Here is a 25,915-nt window from a genome sequence, read left to right on the forward strand (position 1 = left end):
AAATAAATTATGAAAGTTATGTACAGAACGACGTGGAAATATATTGCTTTATTATTCTTTATTCCATTATTATTTGGATGTAACAAGGACAATAAGACTTTTTCGGCGCCCTATGAAGAGGGCTTACCGCCACTGGATATCGAAATAAACCCAACGGATAAGATGCAACCTGAATCCGGGAAAACTGGTGCCGAGACCGTGATGCGGATAAAGGGATTGGATAAATATAAAGATAAGGCCGTTATCAGATTTAATGGGGAAAAGGCGGAAGTTGTCGAGTTGACTGCGGATCATGTGAAGCTAAAAGTTCCCCCATTTGCAAGTACTGGTGTGCTTTCGGTTACTATAGATGACATTGTGTTTTTTGGACCACAGTTTACTGTGTTGGGAAATGTTGCTTTGGATGCTACATTTCAAGTCGGGGTGGGGACAAACAATACGGTTTCGGATGTGCTCTTCCTGGAGGATGGCAAAATGATCTTTGCGGGATCATTTACCAATTATAATAACAAAGGCTCCATACGGCCGATCAATCGATTAGTAAGAACATTTGCAGATGGTACTTATGACGCAAGCTTCCGTATAGGTACCGGAGCTAACAATTCATTGAACAGCATCCTGAAATTAGGCAACTATTACTATTTGGCGGGTTCATTCTCTGGTTATGGTCAACGAAATGCCGACATCAGCAATCTGACGCGTATCTATTTGACTGGAGCCATTGATACAATGGGGATAAAGCCATTCCGGAGGCCCGGTCAGCAGGATACCTTAAAATATTATCCGACATTTAATGGCGGTTTTGATGGCAATGTGGGTAATATTTATGAATCTGAAGGAAAGGTCCTAGCGACTGGAAATTTCCGATATTATATCCACCGGACTTATGGAAAGCCTAACAAATTGGAAACAAGGGATACGGTTATCTTGGATAGTACGGAGATTAGACATGTTGCGCGAATGAATCTTGATGGTAGCCTGGACAAAACATTTCGATTTGGATCAGATGGTAAAGCATTTACCGGGGGTAATGGAGCGGTAAATACGGTTTATCATCCGATAGGTGCACAGAAAGGAAAAATTTTAGTGTATGGAACTTTCAACCGTTTCGATGGTGAAGCAAAAGGTTATATTACAAGGTTGAATGCAAATGGAACGCTGGATCCAACATTTAATGCCGGGGGAACAGGTGCAGATTACAATGTAAATTCAGTTACTTACAATAGTGTAACGAATAAATATATCGTCGTTGGGGCGTTTAGTAAGTATAATGGAGCAACGAGTGTCAAGATCATGATGTTGAACGCGAATGGCACACTGGACACGTCTTTTCAACCCAAAATATTTGATGGAGGTAACCCTTCCTACGCGGTACAGTTGGACGACGGTCTAATTGTTGTTGCTGGTGATTTTGTGCGATATAACAATATTGCCCGCAATGGTTTTATGATTTTAAATCCAACCGGAGAGCTCAATGCGGCTTATAATACCTCGGGATATTTTTCTGGGTACGTGAATAAAGCGGTGGAGACAAGAACAGAAGATGGCAAACGTGCTTTGTTGATCATGGGGTCCTTCAGCCGATTTAATAATGAGCAAGTCAATAATCTGATTCGAATTAAATTGGAACAATAACCTAAATATTACACTGATGAGAAGTCAAGATAATTTTCGATATATATATATGTGGCTACTGTGTTTAATTGTTTTTTTCGCAGTAAGCTCTTGTAAGGATGAGTTTGGGCGATTGTTACCTGATAACACAGGCGCACAGGACACTGTGGATTTGGTATATGGTAAGCCTAAAGTATTGTTGCTAATTGCGGATGGTGCCCGGGGAGAATCCGTACGCACCGCCAATATTTCCACCATCAACGGATTGTTGGACCATTCCATTTACTCCTGGGTTTCATTAAGCGAGGAGCATACGGATATCAATTCAACAGGGGCAGATTTGACAAATATTATTACCGGCGTAAGTGAAATTAAACACCTGGTCGTTGGAAATAATTTTAGCAATAATAACTTGCAGACCTTTCCCACTGTTTATACCCGCATAGCGGCGAATATAAAAACACCTGAATTTAAAGTTTATAGCAGTTCACAATTGTTTGTGGATCATTTAGCCCCCGTTACCGCGGCAAAATTTGAAAGTTCAGATGAAGCTGTTGTTAACGGTGTTAAAGAGGGGCTGAAACAGCCTGAACTCACCATGTTAACCGCTCATTTCACAGCAATAGACAAAGCTGGAAAGGCGAGCGCCTATGACAATAGCAGTGCCACCTACAAAGCTGCGATAGATAACTTTGATAAACAGGTCGGCGAAATTCTCAAGGCCTTGGAGCAACGTACTACCTTTAAAAAGGAGAACTGGCTAGTTATTATTACATCAAGTAAAGGCGGACCTTTTGAAATTCCGCCTGCACAAAATGACAATACTATTTTTAGCAACCCTAATGTCAATACCTTTACAATTTTCTACTCTCCAAAATACAATTCGCGTTACATTAATAAACCTTATTTGGGAAGCCGTTTTTCAGGTGATTTTCTACGGTTTAAGGGGGGCATATTTGCTGAAATGACCGAAGGGGATAATTCACTTTTTGATCTGGGAGATAAAGATGAAGAATTTACCATCGAATTGAAAGTCAAGAAAAATAAAGGACCAAATAATACGTATAGATTTCCTAATTATCCATCTTTTATTGGTAAACGTGAAAAATGGGAATCTGGTGCACCTACAAATGGCTGGATTATGGCCTTCAAAGATGACTATTGGATGTTCAATGGGAGGGGTCCGAATGGAAGTGGTGAGGTAAATGGTCCGAAATTAAATAATGCGACATGGAACAACGTGACCGTGGTAGGAACGGTTACAAGCGATGGTAAAAGGCTGATCAAAACCTATACCAACGGTCTTCCGGGAAATGAAATAGATGTCAGTGGCTGGGGAGCCATCAATAGTCCGGCGAAGTTTCGATTGGGCCTAATGAATGGAAATAGTAATTGGAATGAAGGAGATTACTACATCGCTGATGTACGCTTTTGGAAAATCGCGCTACCTGAGTCGGTGATTTCCCAATATAACTGTCAGGTAGGTATAAGCGATGATCACCCTTACTATCCTAACCTTGCGGCAAATTGGCCGGTTGTCGGTACCGTGACCAACGGTTTGCTTTACGATGAAGGGCCTTTTGGAAATACCTTAAAAGTTGGGAATTCAACTTATGAGATTTCAAAACTCAATGATTTCTTATGTGCGCCTTCAGTAGAAACCATTAGTACCCTGGTACCCAAAAATACCGATATAACAGCGCAGATCTTCAGTTGGTTGCAAATTGCTAGGCAAGAAAGCTGGCAATTGGATGGCCGAGTTTGGGTGGATAAATAATCTTAAAAGAGATATTATGAAAAGACTTTTTTATTTTCTAACAATGATTTTGATCTATAGCCAATTTATGGGCTGTTCAAAAGATAAGCTTGAGGCCTTTGATTTACTGGGGAACAATCCCGTACAGGTTATTGCCGAAGGTGGTGGGAAGGATTTGGTGAAGACAAACGACTATGTCCAGATCCCCCTGAAAGTTAAGTTAAGCAATCCGGCATCCAAAACCTTCGATGTAGAGCTGCAGTTGAATACGGACACCGTAATCAAATTGATCGAATCGGGAGCCTTAAAAGATGTTGTCACACTGCCCAATCAGGCATTTTCTTTTCCAAATGTGGTGAAATTCCAATATGGATCCGATACGACATCATTTGTGTTAACCATTTCCCGAACGGAGATCGAAAGGATATATGGGAAAAAATTTGCGCTTTCTTATAAACTAATAAACCCTGGAAAGGGTAATCAATTGGGAAATCCAAATAGTGTTATTGTGACCTTTGATTCCAAGAGCTTATTGACTCCGACCGATATTCATTACCTGTCGATCACCAATTCTCCGGCGAGTATAATTCTCGCGAGCAAACATACCAATTATAATACAACACCATCGGGAATTGAAATCCCTTTGGGCGTTTCTTTGGCATCCTTTCCAAGTAAATGGTTTTATGTAGAAATACGAGGTACAACAGATTCGATCTCAAATTGGATTTCAAAGAAGGTGCTGCCTGTGAATACCGTGGGAATGAAGGAAAATGAGTATACGCTGCCGTCGCGTGTACAAGTCCAAGGAAATAAATCATCTGCTGACTTCAGTATTTCTGTTCCCTGGGATATTATCGCAAAAAATAAAGATAAATTTCTTGCGCTAACCGTCTATCTAAAGGACCCAACACTGCATGTAATAAATCCACAAAAAAACTATACCACTATTTTGATTGACTGCGCCAATGTGGTCGAGTTTGATGTAACCAAAGAAGCGGTATTAACCGTCAATAGAGATAACAATGGTGGACCAAATGCAGGCGAAGGAAGTCTGAAATTTGTAGATGACCTGACAAGCACTAAATTTTTACAAAGTGCATTTACAGGTGATCTCCAATGTACATTGACATTTACAAGAACATTAAAAATTGGAGCTTATACGCTTACATCCGGAAATGACGCCATTGAGCGTGATCCAAAAAGCTGGTTCCTGGAGGGGTCGTTGGATGGTACCAATTGGGTTATTATTGATACGAGAACAAATGAAAGCTTCCCAAATCGGATCCAAACGAGACGATTTAATGTTCAGAAACCGGGCAGTTATAAATTTTATCGCCTCAATATTACAGAAAATGTTGGAAGTAGTCTATTCCAATGTTCGGAATGGCGGATGATCGAGTTTTTATAGGATGTATTATGGTAGGTTATTTTTTATATAATAATGAAATTTTATGGCTATGAAATTGGAAAAACACGTGTATAGTTTATTTTTGCTATTCGTGTTGTTGGGCTGCAGTAAAAGTAAGGAAGTTGTGGTTGAAGAACCTGAACTTCCTAATCCAGTATCGGCTTTTTCAATAAAGCAGGTCGCAAAGGATGATCCTTTTACATTTGAATTCACGAATCAGTCCAAAGATTATACGGAAACGCGGTGGAGTTTTGGGGATGACAGTACCTCTTCGACGGCATCTCCAAAGCATACATTTTTAAATACAGGGAGTTTTGTTGTGAAACTGATGGTGCTTAATGAAAATGGAAATTGGGCACAGCGCGAAGAAGTCATTGACATTGACGCGGAAAAGTTGATTCGCTTCAATGCCGAAAAAAACGGAACCGGTAAATTGATGCTTAGCTACGATAGTGATATTGCAGTGAAAGGCGTCACCTGGTCTGTTATGACGGATAAAGATAAATACCAACAGGTTTCTGATCAGGCAAAAGCCGATGTGTCGGTCGCTGTAGGAACTTTTGCGACTTATCGGCTTAATGTTACTACCCCTAAAGGTTCCAGCGTCATTATTTCTAAACTCCTCACGGATTTAGGTATTGTAAAGGATTGGACAAATATTGATAACACATTCCGGATTTCTCAGGATAATTCCAGCGGACCTGATGCTGGTGAAGGATCAAAAAAATTGATTGATAATGATCTAACCTCCAAATTATTTATTGGTGGATATCAACCGGGCATGTATTGGCAGTTCGCCTTTTACCAACCGCAGGTAATTAATGCCTATACCATAACGACAGGAAACGATTCGCCTGAACGGGATCCCAAAGATTGGGAAATACAGGGGTCTAATGATGGCGAGACTTGGGTGACTTTGAATACTGTCACAGGTTATAGCTTTGGTACAGCGCCCACAGACCGAAGAAGATCGCAACCGTTTACGTTCTCGAACACAAAATCTTATAGCTATTACCGCTACGTTGTGAAAGCTGTATCATCAGGATCAAACTTTCAAATGACAGAGTTCAGGTTATTAGAGTTGCCACAATAACGAAAAAAATAATTTTAGCTGCAATCGAATGTATGCACGCTAGAAAAAGTGGGGTGATTTTTAGAAAACAGTATTGAGGTTTACAGGTCATAAAAGACCTGGACTTCAATGCTGTTTTTTTTATAAAAAAACAACAAAAATAAGGATCAGAACTCCCAGATAATCGGGTTTGAATTGTAACCATCTTGTGAAAAACAGGGGCTTTATTGCTTATATTTAAAATTCTTAATTATATTTACTAATACGTTTTAGCGTTTAGGTTGTTTTTTAGGCAGCATCAACCAAATCAATAATTATGTTCAATATTAAAAAAATAACAGGCGGCATTCTATTTCTTTTTGCGGCTCAGCTGAGTTTGGCACAGCAAGCTTCACCCGTAGACTATGTAAACCCATTGATCGGTACAGAATCTAAATATGAACTGTCAAACGGAAATACATATCCGGCGATAGCACGTCCCTGGGGAATGAATTTTTGGACACCACAGACGGGGAATATGGGCGACGGATGGGTGTATACCTATACTGCGGATAAAATCAAGGGATTTAAACAGACGCATCAACCAAGCCCCTGGAATAATGATTATGGCCAATTTTCTTTGATGCCCATGACGGGCAAACCACAGTTTGATCAAGAAAAACGCGCGAGCTGGTTCTCGCATAAAGCTGAAATCGCGAAACCTTATTATTACAGTGTTTATCTAGCGGATCATGATGTAACGGCCGAGCTTACACCTTCACAGCGGGCAGCGGTATTTCAATTTACTTTTCCCAAGACAGATCAGGCGTACGTGATTATTGATGCCTTTGACAAAGGGTCGTATATTAAAGTTATTCCACAGGAAAATAAAATTATCGGTTATTCGACAAAAAATAGCGGTGGTGTTCCGGACAATTTTAAGAATTACTTTGTCATTACTTTCGATCGGCCTTTTTCCTACAAAGCCGGTGTAACGAATGGTAATATTAAAGACAATCAGCTGGAAGTTCGGGATGATCACGCTGGGGCGATCGTAGGTTTCCCTTCGTTAAAAAGGGGTGATAAAGTAGTCGCTAAAGTTGCTTCCTCCTTTATTAGCTTTGAACAGGCCGAACTTAATCTCAAGGAGGTGAAATCCAAAACATTTGCACAGGTTGCTGATGAGGGTAAAGCGCAATGGAATGAAGTATTGGGCCGTATCCAGGTTGAAGATAACAATATAGACCGTTTACGCACTTTTTATTCTTGCCTTTACCGTTCGACATTATTTCCCCGGGATTTTTCAGAAATTGATGCTTCCGGAAATAGAATCCATTATAGTCCCTACAATGGACAGGTTTTGCCTGGTGAGATGTTTACGGATACAGGTTTTTGGGACACGTTCAGAAGTTTGTTTCCACTTTTGAATTTATTGTATCCGTCGATGAACGACCGTATGCAGGCCGGCTTGGTGAATGCTTATAAGGAAAGTGGCTATTTGCCTGAATGGGCATCACCAGGGCACCGCGCATCTATGATCGGTAATAATTCTGCCTCAATAGTAACAGATGCTTTGATAACTGATCGAAAAGGTTATGATAAAGAAGTGCTTTGGGAGGCCCTAAAACACGGAGCGCATAATGCATATCCCAAACATTCCTCTACCGGACGCTTTGGCCATGAATATTATAATAAATTGGGCTATATTCCAGCAGATGTCAAGGTGGACCAGAATGTAGCACGTTCCTTAGAATACGCTTATAATGACTGGTGTATTTATGAATTTGGAAAGGCGCTGGGGAAACCAAAATCCGAAATAGCCATTTATGCGCAACGTGCGATGAATTACAAGAATCTTTATGACCCAAGTACAAAGTTGATGCGGGGCAAAAAATCTGATGGATCGTTTGTCACTAATTTTGATCCAAGCGCCTGGTCGCGTGAATATACTGAAGGAAATGCCTGGCATTGGAGCTTCTGCGTATTTCATGATCCACAGGGATTAATAGATTTGATGGGCGGAAATAAATCATTTGTTTCCATGTTGGATACGGTATTTGCTATTCCAAGTTATGAGGGAATGAAGAGCCGTAGCATGATCCATGAGATGCGTGAAATGCAGGTAATGAATATGGGACAGTATGCTCATGGCAATCAGCCTATCCAGCACATGCCTTATCTCTACAATTATGCGGCACAACCTTGGAAGGCACAATATTGGATCCGCAAGATAATGGATAAACTTTATTTACCTACTCCGGATGGTTACTGTGGCGATGAAGATAATGGGCAGACATCTGCATGGTATGTCTTTTCTTCGCTGGGATTTTATCCTGTTTCGCCGGGCTCCGGAGAGTACGTTATTGGCTCTCCTCAGTTTGAGAAGGCTACCTTAAAACTCGAAAATGGAAAAGAAATTCATATTTATGCAAAACAGCAGGGCCCAGACCAAGTCTATGTAGATCGCCTTTCCTGGAATGGAAAGGTGTATGATAAAAACTACCTTCGCTACGCCGAGCTATTAAAGGGAGCGAAATTGGAGTTCAATATGAGCGCAGAGCCGAATAAAAACAGGGGGATCAAGAAAGAAGATGCACCCTATTCTTTCAGTAAGGAAAAGCGTTAAAATGGCGTGTAATCCTTTTTTAATATGGTAAAAGCCATGAACAGGAATTCGGTTGCTGTCATGGTTTTTTTACATTAATAAAATAATCTTAGCAGTTTAAAACCATACCTTTGTGGTTCGAAAATTCGATATGTTAGGTAAATTATTCCATCTTCTAACACTCTTTGCGTATCTCAATCTCTTGACGTATGAGTCATTCTCATCAGCGACAGGACAGGTGTTGCATGCGGGGGAAACTATCGTGGAATATTTTTTGGATGATGTATTGGATTTAGAACCTATTCATTCTTCACAGGAAGAAAAAGTGCTGTTACAGGACGATTATCGTATATTTTCTGTTAATAGTCAGGTACTATCCATCTTTATATTTGTTTTTGGTATTGTATTTACTGCGTTGTGCTTTTCGAAAGATAAGGTGCATCCTTTTTATCGGTCAAAGACGCTCTGTCGACCGGGATATTACGAGTTCTTGTATAGATTCCGGCCTTTCTAGGTATTTTCCTTTTACTTTTCTATCGGAGTCTATAAAATCTACTGTTTTTTAACTCTTGTTAATGATGTCACAGGGCAGTGGTTTCCTTGCGTTGTTATGCAATATTATTGTAGCTCCCATCTAGTTTAACATTTTATTTTTTATCGTTTTTATGAAGAAATTACTTGCGCTGTGCCTATTATTGGGTACGGTAGGGATGCTGGCTTCTTGTCGCTCCTCCAATGCGAATGCCGAGCAAAAAGAAGAAATTAAAAATATACCCGTTACACCCTTGATTGTAATGGATACAACAGTCTACCAAGAATATATTGCAGATATTCAGGCTTTGAAAAATGTAGAGATCCGGTCCAAGCTGAATGGTTTTTTGGATAAAATCTTTGTGGATGAAGGGGCCTGGGTAAAGAAAGGTCAGGTCTTGTTCAGATACAATAACGAAGAATATCGTTCGGAACTCGCCAAAGCGAAAGCGCAATATGATAACTCCATTGCTGAAGCGCAAAAAATTAAGCTTGAGATGGAAAGAACCCAGAAATTGGTGGATAAAAATATTGTGAGTCCTTCAGAATATAATCTATTGAAAATTCAATTAAAGGCCGCCAATTCCAAAATCGAGGAAGCGCGTGCTTTAGTTAATCAAGCTCAGACAAGATTAGATTATACGGTGATCCAGGCACCATTTGATGGTCGGATAGACCGGATTTTATTAAAGGAGGGATCACTACTGACAGAAGGAAGTCTTATCACCACGATTTCGGATTTAAGCCAGGTCAATGTATATTTTGATATTTCTGAACGGGAGTATCTAACCATGATGCAGGATAAAATGAATGGTAAAGAAACCCGTAAAACTGTAAAACTGATCTTGGCGAATGGGGTCTTATATCCACATGAAGGCGTTGCTCATATTGTAGAAAGTGAATTTGAAGCAAATACAGGATCAATTTCCCTCCGTGTACAATTTCCCAATGCAGAGCATATCTTAAAACATGGAGCTACCGGCAAGATTGCCGTACCAATGGAAACTGGAGAGCATGCATTTGTACATCAAAAATCAGTATTTGAAATACAGGATAAAACATATGTCTATACCATGCAAGCTGATAGTACAGTCAAGATGACACCCTTTATTGCTGGGGCTCGTGTGGGGCATTATTATATTGTTGAAGGCGGTCTTGATCCCAATGTTAAAGTGGTCTATGAAGGTGTGCAAAACTTGCGTAACGGTATGAAGATTAATCCAAAATTGAGGAAGCTGTAGCGGAGGATAAATTATGTTTGAAACATTTATAAAAAGACCTATATTATCACTGGTCATATCGGTTTTTATTACACTCTTGGGTTTACTGGCATTATTTACATTACCGATTACGCAGTTTCCGGATATTGTTCCGCCTTCTGTGGTGGTGAATGCCAATTATACGGGGGCAAATGCAGAGGTAAGTACCAATGCGGTGGCCATCCCACTTGAAAAAGCAATCAATGGTGTTGCCGGGATGACTTATATGAACTCCGTATCGACCAATAACGGAAGCACGGTGATCCAGATTTTCTTTGAGGTGGGAACGGACCCGGATATTGCTGCGGTAAACGTACAAAATAGGGTAACGACAGTGCTCGATGAGTTGCCTGAAGAGGTTATTAAAGCCGGGGTAACGACAGAGAAGGAAGTCAACTCGATGCTGATGTACCTGAATGTGTTCACCGACGATGAAACTGCTGACGAACGCTTTATCTATAACTTCGCCGATATTAATATCCTGAAGGAGTTAAAACGTATCGAGGGGGTTGGTTTGGCCCAGATTATGGGTATGCGTGATTATGCGATGCGTGTATGGGTAAAACCGGATCGTATGGCTGCCTATAATATCTCTGCAGAAGATGTGGTGGCGGCTTTGCGCAAACAAAATATTGAAGCAGCACCCGGACAAACTGGGATAAGTTCCGACAAGATGCGAAATATGCAGCAGTACGTTTTGCGTTACCCTGGAAAATTTACAGAAATTGACGAGTATGCGAATGTACCTATTCGTGCAAATTCCAACGGTTCCATTATTCGTATCAAGGATGTGGCCGATGTCGAGTTTGGTTCCCTGGATTATGAAATGGTCTCCAAGACTGATGGACGGCCATCGGCCTCTATTATGTTAAAACAGCTTCCCGGATCCAACGCGCAGGAAGTGATTCAACGGGTAAAAGATCGCATGGCGGAATTGAAGCAGACTTCATTCCCAGCCGGCATGACCTATACTTTGGGCTATGACGTGTCCCGTTTTCTGGATGCTTCTATTTCATCTGTAATAAAGACGCTATTGGAAGCATTTCTATTGGTTTTCATTGTCGTGTTTATCTTTTTACAGGATTTTCGAGCGACAGTTATCCCGATTTTAGCCGTACCGGTCTGTCTGATCGGAGCTTTATTTTTCATGCAGATGTTGGGATTTTCAATCAACTTACTTACTCTATTTGCACTAGTATTGGCGATCGGAATTGTGGTCGATAATGGGATTGTGGTCGTGGAGGCAGTTTACGCTAAAATGGAAGAAGAACATTTGCAGCCTATGGAAGCGACTTTGGAAGCGATGAAAGAAGTTGGTGGTGCGGTTGTGGCAATCACTTTGGTGATGTCAGCCGTGTTTGTTCCTGTTGCTTTTCTGTCGGGGCCAGTGGGGATATTCTATAGACAGTTTTCACTAACTCTGGCGGCGGCTATCGTGATTTCAGGTATTAATGCCTTGACATTGACACCGGCACTATGTGCGCTTTTCCTTCGGTCACCACACGACCGCAAACCGTCTAATAATTGGTTGGACCGTTTCTTTAAACAATTTAATAAGGTTTATGATCGTACAGCTTTCGGTTATAAGGGAATATTGGTGAAAACCAGTGCCAGACGTGGGCTTACACTGTTGCTTTTAGGTGGGTTCTTCGTAGCAACTTGGGGAAGTAGTGCAATATTGCCATCGGGCTTTATTCCAACGGAAGATCAAGGGATGATCTATGTCTCCGTAACGACTCCTCCCGGTGCGACAGTAGACCGTACTGAGCGCGTATTGGATAAGGTTGACTCTGTGGCGCGCAAACTTGATATTGTTGAAACCGTTTCAACGTTATCGGGATATAGTATCGTTACCGAAGTCTCCGGGGCTTCTTATGGCATGGGGATGATCAATCTTAAGCCTTGGAAAGAACGTAATCAGACGGTCGATGATGTGATCAGAGAACTGCGTGAGAAAACAAAGGACTTTGTTGATGGGCAGATTGATTTTTTCCCACCGCCGACAGTACCTGGTTTTGGTAACTCTTCGGGATTTGAACTTCGTCTGTTGGACCGTAGTGGTAATGAGGATCTGAATAAGACTGCGGAGGTACTGGAGAAGTTTATGGAGGATATGGAGAAAAGTGAAGTCATTCAGGACATCAACTCCAGCTTTGACGTTAACTTCCCGCAATATATGCTGAAGGTGGATTATGATATGGCCGCAAAGAAGGGTATTTCTGTTGAAAATGCGATGAATACCTTGCAGACGTTGATGGGAAGTCTCTATGCTACAAATTTTATCCGTTATGGTCAAATGTATAAGGTGATGGTACAGGCCGGGCCTGAGTACCGCCAGCGACCTGAAGATGTACTCCGACTATATGTCAAGAATGAAACAGGGGAGATGGTACCCTACAATGCCTTTATTTCCATGGAGCGTATTTATGGTCCTGAACAGATTACACGATACAATATGTTTAGTTCGGCGATGATTACTGGTCAGTCTTCTCCAGGATTCAGCTCGGGACAGGCAATCGAAGAAGTGGAAAAGATCGCTTCATCTTTGCCGCAGGGCTATAGTATTGAATGGTCCGGTATGACGCGTGAACAGAAGATTTCAGGAAATCAGGCGCTGTATATTTTTGCGCTCTGTCTATTATTTGTTTACCTGTTGTTGTGCGCTCAATATGAAAGCTTTTTATTACCATTACCAGTGCTACTCTGTTTACCTGCCGGAATTTTTGGAGCGTTTATTTTCCTAAAAATATTTGGTTTGGAAAATAATATTTATGCCCAGGTAGCTTTAGTCATGCTAATCGGTCTTTTGGGCAAAAATGCCATTCTAATTGTGGAATATGCCAATTTAAAATATAAGCAAGGAATGGATATCGTAACGGCTTCAATTGAAGGCGCTGTCGCTCGTTTACGTCCTATTTTAATGACTTCTTTTGCCTTTATAGCTGGATTGATCCCATTGATGATAGCTAGTGGTGCCGGGGCTTTGGGAAATCGAAGTATCGGTACTGCTGCGGTCGGCGGGATGCTTATCGGGACGATATTAGGGGTTATTGTTATCCCGGGGCTGGTGATCTTATTCTCGAAAAAATCGAATAAAAAACAGGTTATCAAACAGACCGCATTGGTGATTGCTGCGCTCATTCTTTTTGGTAGTTGTTCCGTCCCGAAGAAGGCGGCACAGCCTGAGAAAATTGCCGTACCGACCGCCTTTGCGGAAAGGACTGCCATTGATAGCGTAAATGTAGGGAATCGGTCCTGGCGGGAAATCTTTAAGGACCCCCTTCTGGTCGCATTGATTGATTCCGCTCTGAAGAATAATATCGATGTCCGTCAATCCATCTTACGATTGGAATCTGCACAAGCTTATTTTAAACAGCGTAAAGCTGCATTGGGGCCTACAGTGGAAGCTGCTGTCGAGGGCGGGATACGTAAGTATGGTCACTATACGGAATCGGGTATCGGTAACTATGATTCAAACTTTTCAGATAATTTAAAAAGTGATGAAAAGCTGCCTGAACCATTTATTCCCGATTATTTTATTGGACTTCGTTCTTCCTGGGAAATTGATCTATGGGGTAGATTAAAAAGTCAAAAACAAGCTGCTTATTTTGGTCTTTTGGCCGAACAGGAAGGGAAGCGTTTGTTGGAAACGGAATTGGTGTCCAACATTGCAACAGCCTATTATGAGTTAATGGCTTTGGATCAAAAGATCAAGGTGTATAACCGCAATATTGAATTGCATACGAATGCCCTTGAAGTGGTGGAGGTAAAAAAAGATGCCGGTTATGCCACGGAGCTGTCTGTTCAACAGTTTAAAGCGCTATTGGCAAATTCCAAATCTGCTCAAGAAAAATTGAGTCAGGAGATTGCACTTTGGGAACATCATATCAATGGATTGCTGGGACGATATTATCAACCTATCGAGCGCAGTGCATACGTTGAGAACACCAATCTCTATCATGCAATGACCTTCGGTACACCAGATGATCTGGTCAACCAGCGTCCGGATATCAAAACAGCCTATCTGAAGATGATGGCTTCTTCAAACAGCCAGGAAGCATCCCGGCTTGCTTTTTTGCCTTCGGTAGCTATTAGCCCTTTTGTTGGTTTGCAGAGTTTCAGTTTCAACAAGTTGTTTAATCTGGACAAGTCCATTGCCTATAATTTATTTGGCGGCATTACACTACCTATATTGAATCAAAGACAATTGAAGACGCAGTATGAAATTGCAAAGGCTGATTATGGAATTGCTTTTTTAGACTATGAGAAAACTGTTGTAAACGCCTATAATGAAGTATCTAATGTCATCATGACCCAAGAAGCGATCAGCAAACGGCGAACGTTTGTGGATGAGCATGTAAAGGCGTTGGATCTATCCATTGAGGCCGCACAAGAACTATTTATTGCTGGACGGGTGACATCGTTGGACGTCGTTACGGCACAGAAAGAATCTTTGGAGGCCCAGATCGGAAAAGTCGAACTGGAGAAGGAAAATACCCTGAACCAGATTTTACTTTACAAAGCTTTGGGCGGTGGGTGGAAATAAACCAAATGTCCAACTAATTAGGAAAACTATTTTTCATGCGATAAAGAATTAACTTGTTAATTCTTAGATCCTTAATCGGGTCAGGGAAAGAGGCCGTCGTGAGATGTCCTCTTTTTTATTGTTATTTTTATGTAGTTTAGCTTTGACTATGTTGAACTTGGCTTTATTATGTTGCAGCGCATTTTTGTTTTCATTTTTCTATTTCATTTAAGTTTTATACTATCTGCCCAGAACTATTCGGATAGTACCAAGATTTTTCAAAGGTTAGAATATCTAATGGAAAATCAGAAGATGTATGCTAAGAATCGGGAAGATAAATTGGATAAACTAAAGCAGGAAGCAAAATCACTGGAAGCTGATGAGAACCGTTTTTTTCAGAAGAATTATGAAATTTTTGAGAACTACAAAAAATTCGATTCCGACGCCGCACTTACCTATATCACGCTTTGCCAAAAATTAGCTCCGGCCAACAATGATTCACTGCATACAGTTATTCAATTAGATTTAGCCTGGGTTTATTCGACGATTGGACGTTATATTGAAGCGTCAAAATTGTTGAATGAGATTAGTCCCGCAGGCCTTGGTACCAAACTTTTAGCCAAATATTACGATACCTATAGCTCATTTTATAGTCATTATGGACAAAGTAACAACCGTCAGGAATATTATCAGGCGAGTGAACGTTATCGCGATTCACTATTACAGGTTTTACCGAAATCTTCCTTGGAATATCGGACGACCATTGCGATAAAGACCTTATTTAACGGCAGTCGGGAAGATGCAAAAAAGCAATTTTTCAAGCTCTGGACGGAAAATCAGAAAGACTTGGAGCAGCGCGCCTTATTGTCCTATTTTATTAGCTTGATCTATAAATATGAAAAAAATACGGCCGGTCAACTTTATTATCTGACTGTGTCGGCAAGTGCGGATATTGAGATGGCGAATCGAGACAATGCATCATTTCATGATTTAGCGCTAACTTATTATGACAAACAGGATTTTGATCGTGCTTTTCGCTATATAGAAAAGGCGATTGATGACGCGATGCTGTGTAAAGTACGTTACCGTATTATTGAAGGTACTTCTTCCTACCCGATCATTAATGCGGCGTACCAACAGAAAATCAATAGCCAGAATAAGCAATTGATCGCATTGGTTGTTGTGGTCAGTATTTTGTTGATCGGCGTAATTATCGGCTTGATCGTGATCTATCGTCAAGTACAGCATTTGCGCAGGATCAGGTCTGAATTGTCCGGAACCAATCAGCAGTTACGCGCATTGAACACAGAAATTAATCAAACAAATCTTAAACTCTCGGAGTCTAATCACATTAAAGAGGAGTATATAGCGCAATTTTTTGATATGTGTTCAAGTTATATCGACAAAATGGAGGATATACGAAAAGCTTTACTAAAAAAAGCATCCAATCAACAGTGGGAAGCAATTCGGGAGCAATTGAAATCGACACAGATGGAAGAAAGAGAAATACAACAGCTTTATATCAATTTTGATCGCATCTTTTTGAACCTTTATCCAACTTTTGTCGATGAATTTAATGCCCTTCTTCAGGAGGACGAGAAGATATATCCGAAGAAGAACGAACTGCTCAATACGGAACTGCGGATCTTTGCTCTGATTCGTTTAGGAATAGATGATTCGGTTAAGATTGCCAGTTTTCTGAGGTACTCCCTTCGTACAGTTTATAACTATAGGACCAAGGTACGTAACAAAGCAGCTGGTCATCGCGATGACTTCGAGGCTTCTGTTTGTCAAATTGCAACTATTGATCGATCTTAATAAGTGGTGAAATTACCCGAAAAGTAACAATACTGGAGTGGATTGGATCTCTTTTTGGTACTTTTTATCCTGTTTTTGTTTTTACAAATTATTGTTTTCCAGTAATTTGTGTTTTTTGTTAGGTACTTTTTGAGTACCTTCACTTTTTTTCCTGTTTAGGTCCTGCTAGTTTTGTTTTGAGCGATGGAGCAGGGGAAACTCCTCGCAATTTTGGAATAACCAAAGACAAAACAATAACCAATTTTTTTTATTTCATATGATTTACTTTACTCGAAAAGTAACCTTTTCCATGGGGCTGATTTTCTTGTGTACCTGGTTGAATTCGGTATTTGCACAGGACCGTATTCAGGTCAGTGGACGGGTGCTGGATGCGCAGGATCAGAAACCGCTCACAGGCGTAACGATAACACAGAAAGGTACCAGCAATGCGGTTTCCAGTAATGGAGAAGGTCGTTTCCAGATTTCGGCTCCACAAGGCAGCATTCTTCAATTTAGTTTTATTGGCTATGACAACAAAGAATTGCCGGCCAATAGTACCATGACTGTTCAGCTGAATTCAGCTACTAATGTCCTTGAAGACGTCATTGTCATCGGCTACGGTTCCGTAAAAAGGAAGGATGTAACCACTGCGATTTCTTCTGTGTCTACCAAAGATTTGGAGAAGAGGCCGGTTGTAAGTTTGGGGCAGGCCATACAAGGAAAAGCAGCAGGAGTATCTGTGATTCAACCCAATGGTGCCCCAGGTGGTGAAATGTCAATTAAAGTCCGTGGGACGACGTCTTTTAATGGTTCAAACGATCCGCTTTATGTTGTCGATGGATTACCTGTAGAGGACATCAAATTTTTATCACCGAGTGATATTACGGATATTCAGATTTTAAAAGATGCTTCTTCGGCAGCTATTTATGGGTCGCGCGGAGCAAATGGTGTTATTCTTGTGACCACAAAATCCGGAAAAGCAGGGGAAGCAAAAATTACCTTAGGAGCGCAGGCGACAGCAAATGTGGTTAACAATAGCGTAAAAGTCCTGAATACCGCACAATACAAGGAGCTGATGGATGAGACAGGTTATGTTAAGCTACCAGAAGGGCTTACTGATCAGACAGACTGGTTTAAGGAAACCTATAAAACCGGAGTTCAACAGAATTACCAATTATCAATCTCCGATGGTAACGAGAAATTACGCTATTATTTGGGTGGGGGCTATCTGACAGAGAAAGGCACACTGCAAGGTTCATTCTTTAGACGTTATAACTTCAAAGCGAATATAGATAATCAAGTAAAAAGATGGATGAAGGTTAATGCCAATTTATCTTATGCAGATTACAATACCAACGGGATTATCTCGGGCAACGGATCTAATCGTGGCGGAGTGGTTACTTCGATCATTAATACGCCAACTTATGCGCCAATATGGGATCCTCTGTTTCCTGATCGGTACAATACCAATTTCAATGGGCTAAATATTAACAGCCCTTTAGAAAATCTTGAACGAACCAAGAATAACAATAATCGTGAGAATAGGTTGTTGGCGACAGGAAGTGTATTGATCGCTTTTATGCCCAATTTAACCTGGAAGTCTTCGTTTTCAATGGACAGACGCTCGGGCGTACTGACCACATTTTTAGATCCTTGGATTACGCAACAGGGCAGAAATCAGTTTGGGGAAGCTTCTGACGTCCGTAATACAAACACGGTATTGACCTGGGACAATGTGCTGACTTACAGCAAAAGCTTTGGAAAACACAGCTTGGAAGCGATGGCAGGTTCATCCTGGACAGATTCGAAATATTCCAATAGTTATATTTATGGTTCCAATTATGCTAATGGTATCATACAGACACTCAATGCGGCAAACAAGATTTCATGGAATGGAACCGGATCCGGAGCATCCAATTGGGCAATCCTATCCTATTTTGCCCGTGCGATGTACAATTACGATGGGAAATATCTTTTAACTGCAAATATGCGTGCGGATGGATCGTCTAAATTGAGCCCTTCCGGTCGCTGGGGATATTTTCCTTCCGTGTCGGCAGCATGGCGCTTATCGGCGGAAGATTTTATGAAAGATATAGATTGGATCAATGAGCTGAAAATACGTGGAGGATGGGGGCAGACTGGTAACCAATCCGGACTTGGTGACTATTCCTATCTTTCGTTCAATGTGATTCAGCGATTACCTTGGTTTGAGGACAAATATCAATATTCCCCGCCGAATATTGGGAATTCGACTACATTGAGAGCGACAGATTTAAAATGGGAAACGACGACCCAGGCAAATGTGGGGATTGATTTTTCTACATTAAATAACAGATTGAACCTGACCTTAGATTACTACCATAAAAAAACAACAGATATGTTGATGGAAGTGAGCTTACCTACAGGATCTTCTTCGGCGAGTACAATTAAACGGAACGAGGGCGAGATGACCAATAAAGGATTTGAGATCGGAATCAACTCCAAGAATCTAACAGGAGATTTTACATGGAATACAGATTTTAATATCTCCTTTAATAAAAACCGTCTGGACAAGCTCGTCTTTACAAAAATCTACAATGATGCGGTTACAAATAATCTAGTCAATGCAACTGTAGTTAGGAATGAACCCGGAAGACCTTTAGGTGGATTTTACGGTTATATCTCTGATGGTGTAAATCCGGAGACAGGCGAACTAATGTATAGAGATTTGAATGGTGATGGCAAAACATCTCCTTCCGATCTGACTTATATTGGAGATCCCAATCCAAAATTTGTATATGGATTGACAAATAGCTTTTCCTGGAAAAATTTTGACTTAAGTATATTTCTTCAGGGTACTTATGGTAATGACATTTTCAACGCGAGCCGAATGGAAACAGAAGGAATGTATGATGGCCGTAATCAAACAACCGTCGTACTCGATCGCTGGCGCATTCCGGGACAGATTACACATGTGCCCAAAGCAGGCTTTGATATTAAAAACTCATCTTATTTTGTGGAAGATGGAAGCTATTTGCGCGTAAAAAATATTTCATTGGGTTATTCCATCGCACCTGAACGTTTGAAAAAGATTGGCATTCATAAGATTCAGCCTTATTTTTCGGCAAGTAATCTATTTACGCTGACTAAATATTCAGGCATGGATCCGGAGGTAAACCAGTGGGGAAATTCGGGAAGAGTACAAGGCCTCGATTGGGGAACATATCCGCAAAATAGATCTTTTGTACTTGGTGTAAATGTAGAATTTTAATTGAATTGTGATGAAAAAAACTAATATTAAATACGTTTTACCGTTGTTCATGACAGGCTTGTTGCTGGCTTCGTGCTCGCTAAATCGTGATCCACTGGACAGTTATACAGATGTGAGTCAGGGTAAAACTGAAAACGGAACACAGATCGTCTTCAAAAACAAAAGCGAGGTTGATAATTTTCTTTCCGGGATTTACCAACAGATGCGCGATAGGCAAGAGCATTGGTACCTGGATCTATTGCTAATCGGCGATTCCCATGCTGATAATGCGTACGCGGGAACAACAGGTGCAGAAGTTGTACCATTTGAGAATAATTCCATTGAGGGATCGAACTCCGTTGTTGATCGAGACTGGGCACGTTATCTTGAAGATATTGCGCGGGCCAACCGTCTAATAATCAATGTCGATAGTGTTGCGGATAAATCCATTAGTGACGCTGACATCAAAGTCTACAAGGCGCAGGGTAAAATCTTTCGGGCATTGGCAATGTTTGATATGGTGCGCATATTTGGATCGATCCCGGTCATTACAACACAGGGTAGAGACATTACGGCAGAAAATATCGAAGAAGTATACCCGGAGTACTTCCCGAAACAAGCAACTGAAGAGGAAGCGCATAAACAGATCGAGAAGGATCTTTTGGAAGCCCTGGTTGATGCCCCGGTCAATAACAATGCGAATAAGACCTTGTTTACAAAGTCTGTAGCCCGGGCAATGTTGGTAAAGCTATATGCTGAGAAACCGCTCAGAGATTATAATAAAGTGATTCAGTATGCGGACGCATTGGCAGGAGATGGATTTGATTTGAATCCCAATTACGGCGATCTATATGAATTGAATGCGGCCAAGACGGACTTAGCGCAGCGAAATACAAAAGAATCAATTTTAGAGGCGCAATTTATGCCTGGATCTGGAAACTGGGCGACTTGGATGTTTGGCCGCGACCTATCCAATTACGACAATGCATTTACGTGGGCCAAATGGGTCACACCATCGCGTGATTTGATACAAGCATATACGAATGAGGCAGACCAAATTCGTATGGAGCAAGCGATTGTCTACTATACAACAACCTGGAGCAACTATTACCCGTCGAACCATTATCCTTTTATGTTTAAATTGCGTTCGGGTATGAGCAGCATTGTCAAGCTACGGTATGCCGATATTTTATTGCTAAAGGCTGAAGCCATGATTCAGTTGGGATCAAATCTTTCCGGTGCAGCTGACATTATTGATAAGATCCGTACACGTGTAAAATTGCCCAAATTACCTGCGGGAATTCGTTCCAACAAAGATGCTTTATTGGAAGCATATTTGAAAGAACGCCGTCTGGAATTGGCCTTCGAAGGACAGCGTTGGTTTGATTTGGTTCGTTTGGATAAGGTGGAAGCAGTTATGAATGCCGTGTATGCGAAGGACTCAGGAAGAAAGGCGCAAGTATATCCTTTCACAAAGAATTCCTATCGTCTGCCAATTCCACAGCCGAAAATTGACCAGAATCCTAACTTAGTTCAGAATCCAGGATACTAACTATTTTAATTATGAAACGTAATAATAACACTATGATATATACATTCTTGTTGTCCTGTTTGATCACAGCAACATCTTGTAACCGTGATAGCTTCACACCATCACAAGGTGATGATATCAAAAACTCTGGCGATGTCACTATCGTGATGACGAATACAAACCGCGCCTATGATCTGACCAAAAAATATGTCGATTTTAGTACAAAGTTTAATATGTCGCCCAACACAATTACCTTAAATCCCACTCAGAAGTTTCAGACAATGGACGGATTTGGTGCGGCTATCACCGGTTCTACCTGTTTTAATCTGATGAAAATGAGTAAGGAGGATCGGACGAAATTTCTTACGGAGACTTTCTCCGATAAAGATGGTATGGGTATGAGTTACATTCGTATTGCTATTGGATGTTCTGATTTTTCATTGAGTGAGTATACCTGTTGGGACAAAGAAGGAAAGGAAAATTTTGGATTGCAGTCAGAAGAAAAGCAATATGTTATTCCTGTGCTGAAAGAGATTCTAGCTATCAACCCAAACGTCAAAATTATGGGATCGCCATGGACTCCGCCAAAATGGATGAAGGTCAATAATCTGACAGATTTGAAACCTTTTGATTCTTGGACTAGCGGTCAATTAAATCCAAAATACTATCAGGATTATGGTTGGTATTTTGTGCAATGGATTCAGGCAATGAAAAAAGAGGGCATTAATATTTATTCAATTACGGTTCAAAACGAACCATTGAATCGGAAAAATTCTGCTTCTATGTACATGTCATGGCAAGAACAGCAGGCATTTATCAAACAATCGCTGGGACCACAGCTCAAGGCTGCAAGTATTGCGACGAAGATCTACGCATTTGACCATAACTATAATTACGATAACATGGCCGATCAGCAAGATTACCCTGTTAAAATCTATAATGACGCCGGGGCGGCTTCCTTTATCGCTGGAGCAGCTTATCACAACTATGGGGGAGATAAAGCCGAACTCATCGATATTCATAATCAACGTCCGGATAAGGAGTTGGTCTTTACAGAGACATCCATTGGCGAATGGAATGACGGGCGTAACCTTAATAAGCGTTTGATGGAAGATATGCGCGAAGTGGCACTAGGGACTGTAAACAACTGGAGCAGAGGTGTTATTGTTTGGAATCTGATGTTGGATACCGATAAGGGACCGAATCGCGAGGGTGGTTGTCAGACCTGTTATGGTGCTGTCGATATTAACAAATCAAATTATAAGAGTATTACACGCAACTCGCATTATTATATTGTAGGACATCTTTCATCTGTGGTTAAGTCTGGAGCGACACGAATTGGTGCCACAGGATATACCGCTGAAGGACTGGTTTATAGTGCCTTTCAAAATACGGACGGAACCTATGCTGTGGTGTTGTTGAATGAATCGAATGATAATCGGAAAATTACACTGGCAGATGGTAAAAATCATTTTAGCTACGAGGTTCCCGCAAATTCAGTTGTCTCTTATCGTTGGAAAAACTAAATATCGGGGTTATGAAAAGATATCTCATCAATATAATACTATTGGGAATAATAGCCGTAGTAAGTTCTTGTAAAAAGGATGAAAAATATGTCTATCAAATTGGGGATCCCAAAATAGAATTGAAATCAGACGTTTCTGCTGCTCATTTTGGTGATAGCTTAGTGTTTAATGTTCGTGTATCGGATAGCGAAGTCGCTTTGTCTACGCTGAAAGCTCAATTATATTTTACAGATGACAAGGTCGCCGAAACGACGATCCGTACAAAAGAGAATGGCGACTATAGCGGAAAAATTTACGTTCCTTTTTTGAAAGACATCCCAGATGGGAAAGCGACCATCAAGTTTGTTTTGCAGAATATTAGTCAGAAAAAAACCGAACAATCCTTTGATATAGACTTAAGCCGTCCGGATTTTCCTTATCTCACTTTGGTTACTGAATCAAAGTCCTATCGGATGGAGAAAACCGGACGGAATCAATATGCCGCCAAGGAGAATTTTTCGGCCGAAGTAAAGGGCTATATCCAGGCGCCAAAGGTTGGCGAACAGGGTAATGCCATGAGTTTTGGATGGGTTAATAGTGCTGTCGATTTGGGTTCTACAGCTGAAATACCGTTTTCAAATTCAACATCTGGCGTATACCCTATACAATTTAATACATTGACGTTTCAAGCCTCGCCATTTATTGTCGTATTGCTTAATGGATCGCTGTTCAGCCGTCTTGATGACACGCATTCCAAAGTTGAACTGATATTGAATCAAGGAGAGACAGCAACTTTTGAAGGTATTGCGGATCTACAAGATTGGTGGATTGATCCTGATTTCTTTACGCGAGCCGCCGATGGGGTTATATCGTTTAAAGGAATAACAGGGAAATACCGAGTTACTGCAGACTTTGCCCTAAAATACTTCGTGGTTGAGGCCATGGCCGGAAATGATCTTGCTAAATTGCAGGAAGATGGTACTGGAGCCGTATGGATAATTGGGGAAGGCGTTGGAAAACCAAAAGTATCCAGTAATCAGGTGGGCTGGAATACTGATAAAGCACTTTGTTTAGCTCCATTGGGAAATAAAAAGTATCAAATTACAGTAAAGGCAGGGGAGTCTATCAACACCGATAATATCAACTTTAAGTTTTTCCATCAGAAGGGCTGGGGTGGAGAATTTGGCGGTACGGATGTGACAACTCCGAGTGATCTGATTTTTATCGGTGACGGTAAAAATGGACGTGACTCCGGAAATCTGGGTATCAAAACGGGTAAAACCTTAGAAGCTGGAAAAACGTATCTTTTTACGCTGGATTTAACAGCGGGTAATAAAAAAGCGGTTCTTACGGTTGTACCAAAATAAGCTACTTTTAATTTTTCAGGCCCTGGGTAAGACCTTACCTAGGGCCTTTATTGTTTCTGTTGAATTTGTGTATTCGGGGATTCATTTATATATTTGCTGAACTCACAAGATGAAAGCTAAACAGTTCATATGGATTTTATTGCCTTTGATGCTCCTCCAGAGCTTCTCAACAGTATGGCTATGGTCCATTTTTGAGCTGAATCGAGATTACATTGCCCGTTACGAATGTATCAACCGTTTCAACGAAAAGGCACTCTCGTGTAGAGGACAATGTATCTTGATGAAGAAAATGCGTGAGCACGAAGAGAAGGAGCAAAAGAACCTGGAATCACGTATTATTGATGTTGTTTTTATCAATAATACCCAGAATTTTGATTTTAAGATTTCTTCTTTATTTCAGGAAGATGCTGCGGAACGCCCGTTCCCAGAATACAACGAAAATTATTCTTACAGACCAATCTTCACAATTTTTCACCCTCCATTAGTTTAAATCCATTTTTTAGAAATCATCATCGCGTGTATGTCGCTAGCTGATAGTGATATGTATATGCTTTGATCGCTTCATCGCTACTGAATAAAGAATTTAAGCGGATGAAAATTTTATTTGAACAGGTCGTCGGTTTTTGGACGATGGGTTGCGGGTAATTTAGAAAAATTTCTATGATAGGATATGTATTGTGGCTGCCTTTCTGATAGCTGCGGGCACTGTCTATATTTCGTTTTCTTCTAACCATGCTTGAACCTGTGTTATAAACCTTACCTGTTAACTAAGCTAACATGGTATTTTTATGAAGGTAAGTATATTGATAAAAACAATAGTTTTTTATGCTGCTCTTGCGTGTGTGTTTCTTGGATCATGTACAAAGGGAAAAACAAATTATGAAGCCGAAAGGGGAGAAGTAATTGAAGAGAATAATGAATTTAAGGAGGTTTCAAATGTTGTAACCTCTGCTTACACGGTCAGTATAGAAGCGCTGAACGGTGTATTATATCGCGGCTATAATGATATCCGTGTAAGGATTAAGAACACGCAAACAAATACTCCCGTGGAAGTGTCGGGTCTTACATTTCTGCCCGTTAGGACCACTGTCATGGGAGAAAAGAATTCGTGTCCAAATCAGTATGATTTTGATTATAAATCAGAGGATAAGTATTTTTCAGGTTATACCGTTTTCACCAGCGAAAGTGGTACCGAGGGGAGTTGGGCTCTCCACATCAATTTTACCGTGGGCAATCAAACCTTCTCCCTGATAAAAGAGGTGCAGGTTAAACAACAGTCGAATAAGAATCTGAATATGACGATGTTCACAGGAGTGGACGAAGAGCAGTATGTCATAGCATTGATTGCTCCGCAGAAGCCAAATGTCGCCGAAAATAAATTGGTCGCCGGCATCTATAAATTGAATAGGATGCTCGATTCCTCAGGAAAAGGCCCCGCTGGTCAACTGCAACTTTCCTATTCGCAGGTTGAGCGTTATACGTTAAAGTTAGACCCGCGTATGCCTGAACCTTCCATGGGCAATCACTCATCTCCTAACAATAAGGATTTGATTCAGGATAAGGACGGTTTATACCATGGTGTTGTAAATTATACCATGACGGGAAATTGGACATTAAATTTCATCCTGTTGAACCCAGAGGGAAAAGTGATCCGTGGTACTGAAGTCCCAAAGGATTTTACACCGGGAGTGGAAGGACGTAAAAGCGAGCTACATCTCGATATTTTATTCTAAGAGT

At 40.9% G+C, this 25,915-nt stretch carries 15 protein-coding genes; all 15 read left to right on the plus strand.

Going from position 1 to position 25,915, the window contains the following annotated elements; genetic code table 11:
- Positions 1-18 precede the first annotated feature (18 nt).
- The 15 genes from ABTV71_RS01965 to ABTV71_RS02035 all read left to right on the plus strand — a co-directional run bounded on the left by ABTV71_RS01965 (position 19) and on the right by ABTV71_RS02035 (position 25,911).
- Positions 19-1,635, plus strand: a complete 1,617-nt coding sequence (locus ABTV71_RS01965; RefSeq protein WP_433902125.1) for a DUF5008 domain-containing protein — start codon at positions 19-21, stop codon at positions 1,633-1,635.
- Positions 1,636-1,651: 16 nt separating this feature from the next.
- Positions 1,652-3,391, plus strand: coding sequence for a hypothetical protein (locus tag ABTV71_RS01970; RefSeq protein WP_433902126.1), 1,740 nt, complete (start codon positions 1,652-1,654; stop codon positions 3,389-3,391).
- 16 nt (positions 3,392-3,407) lie between these two features.
- On the plus strand, positions 3,408-4,778 hold the full coding sequence (locus ABTV71_RS01975) for a hypothetical protein (RefSeq protein ID WP_433902127.1): 1,371 nt from the start codon (positions 3,408-3,410) through the stop codon (positions 4,776-4,778).
- Between the two features lie 49 nt (positions 4,779-4,827).
- Positions 4,828-5,871, plus strand: a complete 1,044-nt coding sequence (locus tag ABTV71_RS01980; RefSeq protein ID WP_433902128.1) for a PKD domain-containing protein — start codon at positions 4,828-4,830, stop codon at positions 5,869-5,871.
- A 295-nt stretch (positions 5,872-6,166) separates the two neighbouring features.
- Positions 6,167-8,455 (plus strand): GH92 family glycosyl hydrolase, encoded by a 2,289-nt coding sequence (locus ABTV71_RS01985; protein ID WP_433902129.1) that lies wholly within the window; start codon positions 6,167-6,169, stop codon positions 8,453-8,455.
- A 112-nt stretch (positions 8,456-8,567) separates the two neighbouring features.
- Positions 8,568-8,948, plus strand: a complete 381-nt coding sequence (locus ABTV71_RS01990; RefSeq protein ID WP_183078679.1) for a hypothetical protein — start codon at positions 8,568-8,570, stop codon at positions 8,946-8,948.
- A 151-nt stretch (positions 8,949-9,099) separates the two neighbouring features.
- The gene (locus tag ABTV71_RS01995) at positions 9,100-10,206 is read left to right on the plus strand and encodes an efflux RND transporter periplasmic adaptor subunit (RefSeq protein ID WP_121124264.1); all 1,107 of its coding nucleotides are present in this window, start codon (positions 9,100-9,102) and stop codon (positions 10,204-10,206) included.
- Between the two features lie 13 nt (positions 10,207-10,219).
- The gene (locus ABTV71_RS02000; protein WP_433902130.1) at positions 10,220-14,770 is read left to right on the plus strand and encodes an efflux RND transporter permease subunit; all 4,551 of its coding nucleotides are present in this window, start codon (positions 10,220-10,222) and stop codon (positions 14,768-14,770) included.
- 276 nt (positions 14,771-15,046) lie between these two features.
- Complete coding sequence (locus ABTV71_RS02005) at positions 15,047-16,567, plus strand: DUF6377 domain-containing protein (RefSeq protein ID WP_433902131.1); 1,521 nt, start codon at positions 15,047-15,049, stop codon at positions 16,565-16,567.
- Positions 16,568-16,823: 256 nt separating this feature from the next.
- Positions 16,824-19,796, plus strand: a complete 2,973-nt coding sequence (locus ABTV71_RS02010) for a SusC/RagA family TonB-linked outer membrane protein (RefSeq protein ID WP_433902132.1) — start codon at positions 16,824-16,826, stop codon at positions 19,794-19,796.
- A 10-nt stretch (positions 19,797-19,806) separates the two neighbouring features.
- A complete protein-coding gene (locus ABTV71_RS02015; protein WP_121124272.1) occupies positions 19,807-21,327 on the plus strand; it encodes a RagB/SusD family nutrient uptake outer membrane protein in 1,521 nt (506 codons plus the stop codon).
- An 11-nt stretch (positions 21,328-21,338) separates the two neighbouring features.
- Entirely contained in the window at positions 21,339-22,832 is a 1,494-nt protein-coding gene (locus tag ABTV71_RS02020; RefSeq protein ID WP_433902133.1) for a glycoside hydrolase family 30 protein, read from the plus strand.
- 11 nt (positions 22,833-22,843) lie between these two features.
- Positions 22,844-24,178 carry a DUF5125 domain-containing protein gene (locus tag ABTV71_RS02025; RefSeq protein WP_433902134.1) on the plus strand — a complete coding sequence of 445 codons (1,335 nt, stop codon included), beginning with the start codon at positions 22,844-22,846 and terminating at the stop codon, positions 24,176-24,178.
- A gap of 109 nt (positions 24,179-24,287) precedes the next feature.
- Positions 24,288-24,668: a hypothetical protein gene (locus ABTV71_RS02030; RefSeq protein ID WP_108636332.1), complete on the plus strand. Its 381-nt coding sequence runs from the start codon at positions 24,288-24,290 to the stop codon at positions 24,666-24,668.
- A 298-nt stretch (positions 24,669-24,966) separates the two neighbouring features.
- Positions 24,967-25,911 carry a hypothetical protein gene (locus ABTV71_RS02035; RefSeq protein WP_121124278.1) on the plus strand — a complete coding sequence of 315 codons (945 nt, stop codon included), beginning with the start codon at positions 24,967-24,969 and terminating at the stop codon, positions 25,909-25,911.
- Positions 25,912-25,915: the final 4 nt, after the last annotated feature.

The organism is Sphingobacterium puteale, assembly GCF_050986225.1.
GTDB classification, from domain to species: domain Bacteria; phylum Bacteroidota; class Bacteroidia; order Sphingobacteriales; family Sphingobacteriaceae; genus Sphingobacterium; species Sphingobacterium puteale.

What these genes read in the sequence shown, in the direction of transcription:
- ABTV71_RS01965 (WP_433902125.1), top strand. Translation starts at nt 19, where the DNA reads ATGTACAGAACGACGTGGAAATATATTGCTTTATTATTCTTTATTCCA.
- ABTV71_RS01970 (WP_433902126.1), top strand. Translation starts at nt 1,652, where the DNA reads ATGAGAAGTCAAGATAATTTTCGATATATATATATGTGGCTACTGTGT.
- ABTV71_RS01975 (WP_433902127.1), top strand. Translation starts at nt 3,408, where the DNA reads ATGAAAAGACTTTTTTATTTTCTAACAATGATTTTGATCTATAGCCAA.
- ABTV71_RS01980 (WP_433902128.1), top strand. Translation starts at nt 4,828, where the DNA reads ATGAAATTGGAAAAACACGTGTATAGTTTATTTTTGCTATTCGTGTTG.
- ABTV71_RS01985 (WP_433902129.1), top strand. Translation starts at nt 6,167, where the DNA reads ATGTTCAATATTAAAAAAATAACAGGCGGCATTCTATTTCTTTTTGCG.
- ABTV71_RS01995 (WP_121124264.1), top strand. Translation starts at nt 9,100, where the DNA reads ATGAAGAAATTACTTGCGCTGTGCCTATTATTGGGTACGGTAGGGATG.
- ABTV71_RS02000 (WP_433902130.1), top strand. Translation starts at nt 10,220, where the DNA reads ATGTTTGAAACATTTATAAAAAGACCTATATTATCACTGGTCATATCG.
- ABTV71_RS02005 (WP_433902131.1), top strand. Translation starts at nt 15,047, where the DNA reads ATGGAAAATCAGAAGATGTATGCTAAGAATCGGGAAGATAAATTGGAT.
- ABTV71_RS02010 (WP_433902132.1), top strand. Translation starts at nt 16,824, where the DNA reads ATGATTTACTTTACTCGAAAAGTAACCTTTTCCATGGGGCTGATTTTC.
- ABTV71_RS02015 (WP_121124272.1), top strand. Translation starts at nt 19,807, where the DNA reads ATGAAAAAAACTAATATTAAATACGTTTTACCGTTGTTCATGACAGGC.
- ABTV71_RS02020 (WP_433902133.1), top strand. Translation starts at nt 21,339, where the DNA reads ATGAAACGTAATAATAACACTATGATATATACATTCTTGTTGTCCTGT.
- ABTV71_RS02025 (WP_433902134.1), top strand. Translation starts at nt 22,844, where the DNA reads ATGAAAAGATATCTCATCAATATAATACTATTGGGAATAATAGCCGTA.
- ABTV71_RS02030 (WP_108636332.1), top strand. Translation starts at nt 24,288, where the DNA reads ATGAAAGCTAAACAGTTCATATGGATTTTATTGCCTTTGATGCTCCTC.
- ABTV71_RS02035 (WP_121124278.1), top strand. Translation starts at nt 24,967, where the DNA reads ATGAAGGTAAGTATATTGATAAAAACAATAGTTTTTTATGCTGCTCTT.